The 8115-nt window shown below is 63.0% G+C and carries 6 protein-coding genes and 1 pseudogene; 4 read left to right on the forward strand and 3 right to left on the reverse strand.

Annotated features, from left to right (window positions below):
* The first annotated feature begins 471 nt into the window (after window positions 1-471).
* The 4 genes from L0G76_RS12140 (at window position 472) to L0G76_RS12155 (ending at window position 5165) form a co-directional block, all read left to right on the forward strand.
* Complete coding sequence (locus L0G76_RS12140; RefSeq protein ID WP_304357459.1) at window positions 472-2328, forward strand: ABC-F family ATP-binding cassette domain-containing protein; 1857 nt, start codon at window positions 472-474, stop codon at window positions 2326-2328.
* A 45-nt stretch (window positions 2329-2373) separates the two neighbouring features.
* Window positions 2374-2718 carry a TraR/DksA family transcriptional regulator gene (locus tag L0G76_RS12145; RefSeq protein ID WP_304357460.1) on the forward strand — a complete coding sequence of 115 codons (345 nt, stop codon included), beginning with the start codon at window positions 2374-2376 and terminating at the stop codon, window positions 2716-2718.
* Window positions 2719-2815: 97 nt separating this feature from the next.
* Window positions 2816-3871, forward strand: coding sequence for an acyltransferase family protein (locus L0G76_RS12150; protein ID WP_304357461.1), 1056 nt, complete (start codon window positions 2816-2818; stop codon window positions 3869-3871).
* Between the two features lie 247 nt (window positions 3872-4118).
* Window positions 4119-5165, forward strand: a complete 1047-nt coding sequence (locus L0G76_RS12155; protein WP_304357462.1) for a homocysteine S-methyltransferase family protein — start codon at window positions 4119-4121, stop codon at window positions 5163-5165.
* 308 nt (window positions 5166-5473) lie between these two features.
* On the opposite strand, the gene L0G76_RS12160 is transcribed toward L0G76_RS12155, so the two are convergent.
* The 3 genes and pseudogenes from L0G76_RS12160 to L0G76_RS12170 form a co-directional block, all read right to left on the reverse strand.
* The gene (locus L0G76_RS12160; RefSeq protein ID WP_304357463.1) at window positions 5474-6316 is read right to left on the reverse strand and encodes a formate/nitrite transporter family protein; all 843 of its coding nucleotides are present in this window, start codon (window positions 6314-6316) and stop codon (window positions 5474-5476) included.
* Window positions 6317-6454: 138 nt separating this feature from the next.
* Complete coding sequence (locus tag L0G76_RS12165; protein ID WP_304357464.1) at window positions 6455-7597, reverse strand: pyridoxal-phosphate-dependent aminotransferase family protein; 1143 nt, start codon at window positions 7595-7597, stop codon at window positions 6455-6457.
* Window positions 7598-7662: 65 nt separating this feature from the next.
* Window positions 7663-8115, reverse strand: a pseudogene (locus L0G76_RS12170) (NADP-dependent phosphogluconate dehydrogenase); the annotation flags it as partial.

Below are 8115 nucleotides of genomic sequence, written 5' to 3' on the forward strand. Positions count from 1 at the left end.
CAGCCGAGGAAGTCCTCAGCCTCGGTGTCGCCGCTGCCGCCTGATCCACAGGCGGAGAGTACGAGGGCAGATGCGGCGGCAATGGACACCGCAGATACGAGCTTCTTCACGTTTTCTCTTTTCTCACGTTTCTCACGACCAACAATGGCGTCGATCGAGGCACAGAGTCCTCCGCCGAGTTTGTGAAACCACTGGATGATCAGTCATATTTCAATGAATTTTCCGTCAGTCTAATGCCACCGGAGGCCCTATCGGGGGCCTCTAGCATCTGAATCCTCGACACCGATATGAAAACGCAACATAACTTCATTTTCGCCCTGCCCCGGCGTCGGGTCCGGCCGCCCCGCAGGGCGTCCCTCGGCACCGGGTCCAGCCACCCCGGACGGTGTCTTCGGTTCCGGCCCCTGACTGCCTGCCGACTGCCCGCGCATGCTGGTCTCGGACCACTCGTGCTCTAGGCTGGAGGGTGTTATGGCACATCTTCTCGGGGCTGAAGCCCTGCACCTCGAATACCCCACCCGCATCGTCTTCGACTCCGTGACGCTCGGCGTCGACGCCGGGGACATGATCGGCATCGTCGGCCGCAACGGCGATGGAAAGTCGAGCCTGCTGGGCATGCTCGCCGGCACCATCGAACCCGATTCCGGCCGCGTGACCTACCGCGGCGGAATGCGCCTGGGCATGCTCAACCAGCGCGACACCATGGATTCCGATGCCAGCGTCGGCCATTCCGTCGTCGGCGACATGGACGACCACGAATGGGCCCGCGACGCGAAGGCCCGGGACATCATCGCAGGACTCATCGCCGACCTCGACTGGAATGCCACCATCGGCAGCCTCTCCGGCGGCCAGCGCCGACGTGTGGCTCTGGCGGCGCTGCTCATCGAGGACTGGGACCTGCTCATCCTCGATGAGCCGACAAACCACCTCGACGTCGACGGCATCTCATGGTTGGCCAAGCACATCAAGAACCGGTGGGCGAAGAACTCCGGTGCCCTGCTGCTCGTGACCCACGACCGGTGGTTCCTCGATGAGGTCTGCACCAAGACCTGGGAGGTCCACGACCAGATCGTCGAGCCCTTCGAAGGCGGATATGCCGCCTACGTCCTCCAGCGCGTCGAACGTGATCGGATCGCGGCCGCGACGGAGCAGAAGCGCCAGAACCTCATGCGCAAGGAACTGGCATGGCTGCGCCGAGGCGCGCCCGCCCGAACCTCGAAGCCGAAGTTCCGGATCGAAGCGGCAAACCAGCTCATCGCCGATGTACCGGAGGTGCGCAACCCGATCGAGCTGAAGAAGATGGCGACCGCACGTCTGGGCAAGGACGTCGTCGACCTCCTCGACGTGTCTCTGAGTTTCGGTGACCAGCAGATACTGGACAATGTCACCTGGCGCATCGGTCCGGGTGAACGCACGGGGATCCTGGGTCCCAACGGCGCCGGCAAGTCGACTCTGCTCAGTCTGATTGCGGGTGAGCTCGAACCGGACGAGGGCAGAGTCAAACGCGGGAAGACCGTGAAGGTCGGGGTCCTCGATCAGCAGTTCAAGGATCTGGCCGCGATCGGTGGGCAGAGAGTGCGTGAGGTTCTGTCGGAATCGAAGACGAACTTCACCATCGAGGGCAAGGACTACACCCCGGCACAGCTGTTGGAGCGCCTCGGTTTCGCCAAGGAACACCTCTCGGCTCGGGTCAAGGAGCTCTCCGGCGGACAGAAGCGGCGGTTGCAGCTGTTGCTGCTGCTCATGTCCGAACCCAATGTCATCATCCTCGATGAGCCGACCAATGACGTCGACTCAGATATGTTGGCGGCGATGGAGGACCTCCTCGATTCCTGGCCCGGCACGCTGATCGTCGTCTCTCACGACAGGTACCTGCTCGAGCGCGTCACCGATCAGCAGTACGCGATCCTCGACAAGGGTCTGCGCCATGTTCCCGGAGGCGTCGACGAGTATCTGAAGCTGCGCGCCGAAGACGCCAAGTCCGGAGGATCGGCCAAGTCCGTCGGTTCGGTCACATCCGGCGGCTCGAACAAATCCGTCGGTTCGACCGCATCCGGGGAGTCGACTGGCTCTGGCTCCGGCGGTGCAGGAGAGGACACGCTCTCCGGCGCCCAAGCCCGGGCGGCGAAGAAGGAGGCCTCCTCGATCGAACGCCGCATGGACAAGCTGAGCAAACGGATCGCTCGCGCCCACGACGAGATGGCCGACCACGACCAAACCGACTTCGAGGGGCTGCAGAAGCTCACCTCATCCCTGCAGGAGCTCAACGACAAAATGAGCGAGCTGGAAGAGCGCTGGCTCGAAACCACCGAGGCCTTGGACGACTGAGGGCGAACGGGGAGACGTGCTGATGGCGAACGGGGAGACGTGCTGATGGTCGATTCGATTCGGATGCGAGAGCTGCTGCATGCCGAAGACTCCGAGACCAGGAAGCTCATCAGAGCCCTGTCCTCGGACATCGATGATCTCGCGGCCGCACGCGAGGGTGACAACAGCGACGACGAGCATGACCCTGAAGGGGCGACCCTTGCCTTCGAACGCTCGCAGGCAGACACTCTGCTGCGCCAGTGCCAGGAGCGCCTGATCGAAATCGCCGAGGCACTGGCGAGACTTGAGAGCGGGACGTTCGGAATCTGCACCAACTGCGCAAAACCCATCCCGGACGTGCGGCTGGAGATCCGACCCTACGCGCCGACCTGCGTCGCCTGCGCCCGCTGAGCAGGCAGCCACTTTCAGCCTGAACGCGACCTGATCTCCGCCTTACAGCGTGATGAGATCTTTCTGCTTTGCGCAGTCGACGCGCTATCGTGGCGTGGTGCCCACACGAGATCACCGCCTGGACCGCGCCAAAGGCATCCTCATCTTCACAGTCGTCCTCGGCCACCTGCTGGCCCGGACGGGGCCGTGGGATGACGAAGTGCTGAGTGCGCCGATGTACCTCATCTACTCGTTCCACATGCCGGCCTTCGTCTTCCTGGCCGGAGTCACAGCGAAGTCGACGAGGCTGCCCGAACGCGTCCTGACCTTCCTGGTCCTGCTGTTCACTGTATTGCCCCTGCTGTGGGGCTGGATGTGGCTCGTCGGCCTCGATCCCGACTACAGCTTCCTGACTCCGTTCTGGTACTCGTGGTTCCTGCTGTCGATGGCGTGCTGGATCATCACCGTGCCGTTCATCGAACGGTTCCCACGAACGATCCTCGTCACCTCGGTGGTGGTGGGGCTCTTCGGCGGCATTCTGCCGCTGCTCGATACTGAACTCTCGGCGTCACGGTCGATGATCTTCTGGCCCTTCTTCGTCATCGGCAAGCTCTACGGCAAGCAGATCCTCAACTGGGCGGGCAGCCTGCGCATCTGGCAGAAACTGTTCTTCACGGCTGCTGCGCTGGGCACGATCGGCTATTTCTACCTCGACGAGGTCGACCACCACTGGTTGTACGGCAGCCTCAACTTCGCTCATTTCGGTGTCAGCATCCCCGAAGGCGTCGGGCTTCGTCTCATCGTCAACATCGGGTCTGTGCTCATGACTCTGATGCTGCTCATGTGGGTGGGCGAGAAGGACAACCTCATCGCCAAGATCGGCCGCCACAGCCTGGCAGTCTATGTCATCCACGGGTTCGTCGTCCGCGGTCTCGAGCCCCTCCTCGATGACATCGACGAAGTGCTCGGCTCCCCGCTGATCTTCGTCATCTGTCTCGCCCTGGCGCTGCTCGCCACCTACGTGCTGTCGTGGGCGCCCTTCGAACGCGGCCTGCGCTGGTACTCCTCAACCGTGACCCGGCTGCTGCTCGCCCCGTTTGCGCCACTGCGTTCGAAGTTCGCCGGACATGCGGAGAAGGCCACCACACAGAAGCCCGAGTCACCCACCCGGTGACTCGCTCCAACGGCTGAGCCGTATCCGTGGCTGAATCGCGCAAACGGCTGAACCAACGGCCGAACCAACGGTTGGGCCGAACCAACTGCTCGTGATGCGTCGGCGTGTGACTGAATGTGTCAGCGTGACCTCAATATGTCGATGTGACGTCGACAACGTCGGCGAAAATGGTTATATGCCTAAGTTCAGGTCTTCAGCCTGAGCGAGTTCAACCTCCTGTCCTCTACTTTCTGTACGGAGAGCTCTCATGACCACCAACGTCTTGACCGAACGCCTCAATGCCGGACCCGTGATCTGCGCCGAAGGCTTCCTGTTCGAACTCGAGAAGCGCGGCTACCTGTCCGCCGGAGAATTCGTGCCCGAGGTCGCGCTCGAATTCCCCGATGCCCTGCGCTCACTGCACGTGGACTTCCAGCGCGCCGGCTCGGACATCGTCGAAGCCTTCACCTACAACGGTCACCGCGAGAAGATGCGGGTCATCGGCAAGGAGGATCTGCTCGAACCTCTCAACCGCTCCGCGCTGCAGATCGCCCGCGGCGTTGCCGACGCCAAACCCGGAAACTTCATGGCCGGAAACATCTCGAACTCGAACATCTGGGATCCCGAGAATCCGGACCGCCAGGCCGAGGTCCGTTCCATGTTCACCGAGATGGTGGGGTGGGCCGTGGACGAAGGCGCCGACCTCATCGTCGGCGAGACCTTCTACTTCGCCGGTGAGGCCATTGCTGCGGCCGAGATCGCCAAGGCCAGCGGCCTGCCCGTCGTCCTCACCCTGGCCCCCATGGCCTTCCAGGAGATGGCCGATGGCGTCGGCATCGTCGAAACGGCGCAGAAGCTCGAACAGCTGGGCGTCGACGTCGTCGGCCTCAACTGCTTCCGCGGACCCGCCACGATGCTGCCGTGGCTGAAGGAGATCCGTGCGGCAGTGTCCTGTCACGTCGGTGCCCTGCCCATCCCCTACCGCACGACCCAGGATGAACCCACGTTCTTCAACCTCTCCGATCCCCGCGCCGAGGTGGCTTCCCCGCACGGTCGCACCTTCCCCACCGCCCTCGACCCACTGCAGACCAACCGCTATGAGATCGGCGCGTTCGCGAAGGAAGCCTATGACCTGGGAGTGAACTACATCGGCGTGTGCTGTGGCGCGACCCCGATGCACATCCGTGAGGTCGCCGAGGCTGTCGGGCTGACCACCGATGCCAGCCGGTTCTCGGAGAACATGAAGAACCACTTCATGTACGGCGACAACGAACGCCTCGCCGACAACGTCATCGCGCTCGGCTCCACCGCCTGAGGCAGGCAATCAGCAGTACCGCCTGAGCCAGGTTGCAGTCACCGCCCGAGGATTCATGCGATCTGGCCCGGGAGCTGAGAGCACCACGCACCAACAGCGCCATAACCTCCCCTCGCAACTGGAGGTTATGGCGCTGTTGGTGCGTGGTGTGCTGCTACCTGTATGGGAAGTTGCCGCGGGTCTGAATAGCAGCTGCCGGTATGAATAGCGGCTACCGGTATGGCTAGCTGTGGCCGCGAAAGGGCACTGCACTCGGCATCCTAGTGCCGGACGAGATGATCGCGACTGACCAGCAGTGGTGACCGGCCCTAGCCAGCTTCGCGTTCAAGGTCTTCCAGAGAGACCGTGCCCTTGCGCACCGCGCGCAGCACGCGATAGGTCCGAACGACCCTGGGCAGAGTGATGAGAGCCAGACCGCCGAGCATATTGAATGGAATGACGATCGCAAACCATTTCAGCAGATCCAACATCGAAATATCCGCCCCGGCCAACATAGCTGCGAAGATGACGATCACGTTGAGAGCACCGTGGAGCATGCCGAGGCCGATGAGCAGCAGGCCCGATGCCATGCTGACGATGGCGAGGACGACGTCGTTCGAGGTTCCCTGTGACATCCGGGTGGACAAAGTCACGGTGGCACCGGCCAAGAGTGACAGTGCGATCATCACCACCAGGGACGGTTGGTCGAGGTACTTCACGGCCGTTTTGATCATCGTCGAATGGTAGTCGGGAAGAGCGAGCACCATCAGCCCGGCGAAGGCCAGGCCTCCGACCAGGTTCATCACGAGGGTCACCGCCCACAGGCGGACTACCTGAAGCGCTTTGGCCTGACCTGCGATCACTGCGTTGATGGGCAGCAGAAACTCTTCGGTGAACAGTTCTGAGTGTGCCAGCTTCAGCGCCAGCAGACCGATGCCGAATGCAAGACCGGCAAGCACGTCAGATCCCGTTGCCTGCTTGACCAGCACCATCGCCAGAATGCCCAAACCGACGTCGACCCCGCCGAAGAATCCGGTGACGACGAGTTCCGGCCATTTCCGGTTCAGGCGTTTCGCGCCTTCGACCACCGTCGAGGTCGCCTCATCGACCAATTCGTCTTCGAGATCGAAGTCATTCGTCCCTAAGCGACGACGCTGTTCTCTCTGAGTCATTGGCACAGTGTATGTGGGCGAACTGTGCTCTTCCAGAGGTGTCGGCCTGTCGGCGATGGATTCGGCGTTCAACACGCACCAGGAGCAGCGAAACGTCCCTGTGCAACGCGAGGTTTCGGCGCTCCTGGTGTGGGGCGGTTATGTCTGTGGCGTGACGCCGATCGAGTCGAGGGCGGCTTCGAGACGAGTGATCGTGCCGTCGATGTCGCCGAGCTTGTCGAGTCCGAAGAGACCGATGCGGAAGGTCGAGAAGTCCTCGGGCTCGTCACACTGCAGGGGCACGCCCGCGGCGATCTGGACGCCGGCTTCCTTGAAGCTCGCACCGGTGGCCAGCTTCGGGTTGTCCGTGTGGACGACGACCACGCTGGGCGAGGCGAATTCGGGTGCCGCGACCGAGGGCAGTCCACGATCGGACAAGACCGTGCGAACCCGATCACCGAGCTCGAACTGTGCTGCGGCGAGCTTGTCGAAGCCGCGCTCCTGCGTCTCGAGCATGAGCTTGGCGTTGTGTGCCAGCGAATCGGTCGGCATGGTCGCGTGATACGGGGCCCGGCCCTCTTCGTATTCGTCGGCGATGAACAGCCACTTCTTCAGGTCCATGGCGAAGCTCGACGAGGTGGACTCCTGGACGGCGGCACGGCCGGCTTCGCTGAGCATGACGTAACCGGCGCAGGGTGAACCGCTCCACCCCTTCTGCGGCGCGCTGATGAGGATGTCGACGCCCAGGTCTGTCTGCGAAGCCCACACGGCACCCGAGGCGATGCAGTCGAGGACGAAGACGCCGCCGACATTGTGGACCGCGTCGGCAACCTGGCGGATGTAGTCATCGGGCAGGAGCATCCCGGACGCGGTTTCGACGTGGGGTGCGAACACGACTGCCGGGCGTTCGGCCTCGATGGCGGCGACCACCTCGGCGACGGGGGCGGGGGACCATGCCGACTGGTGCTCGTCGCTGCTCGGGGAGGCCTTGAGCACGGTCGTCTCGCTCGCAATGTTTCCGGCGTCGAGGATCTGTGACCAGCGGAAGGAGAACAGTCCGTTGCGGACCACGAGGCACTTCTTGCCGGTCGCGAGCTGCCGCGCCACGGATTCCATGGCGTAGCTGCCGCCGCCGGGGACGATGGCCACACTGTGTGCGTCGTAGGCCTCGCGCAGAACGCGGTTGATGTCCTGCATGACGGTGACGAATCGACCCGACATGTGGTTCAGTGATCGGTCGGTGAAGACCACCGAGTATTCGAGCAGGCCGTTGGGGTCAACATCTTCGTGTGGCAAAGTCATGTCTCCCACATTGCCACGTTCACAAGGTTTGGGCCACTATCGCCCAGCTGCAGAGACGTCGGCCCTCACAGCTGGACTTCGCTGCGATCACCCGACCACAGCGTATGGAAGGTTCCCGAGCGATCTGTGCGCGCGTAGGTGTGGGATCCGAAGAAGTCTCGCTGGCCCTGCACCAGCGCCGCAGACGCCCGGGAGGTGCGGACGCCGTCGAAGTACGACAGTGCCGAGGCCAGGGCCGGAATCGGCACGCCGTGAACGGCAGCATCGGCGACCGTATCCCGCAGAGCCTGTTGCCCGGCGTTGAGCGAATCCTGGAAATACGGATCGGCCAGCAGTGAGCTCAGAGCCGAATCTGCCTCGTAAGCCTCCGTGATCCGGTCGAGGAATCTGGCGCGGATGATGCAGCCCGCCCTCCAGATCCTGGCCACTTCGCCGAGGTCCGTGTTCCAGCCGTGTTCCTGCGCACCTGCGGCGATCTCGTGGAATCCCTGCACATAGGCGAGGACCTTTCCCGTGAA

This window comes from Brevibacterium picturae, assembly GCF_030453725.1.
Taxonomy (GTDB): Bacteria; Actinomycetota; Actinomycetes; order Actinomycetales; family Brevibacteriaceae; genus Brevibacterium; species Brevibacterium sandarakinum_A.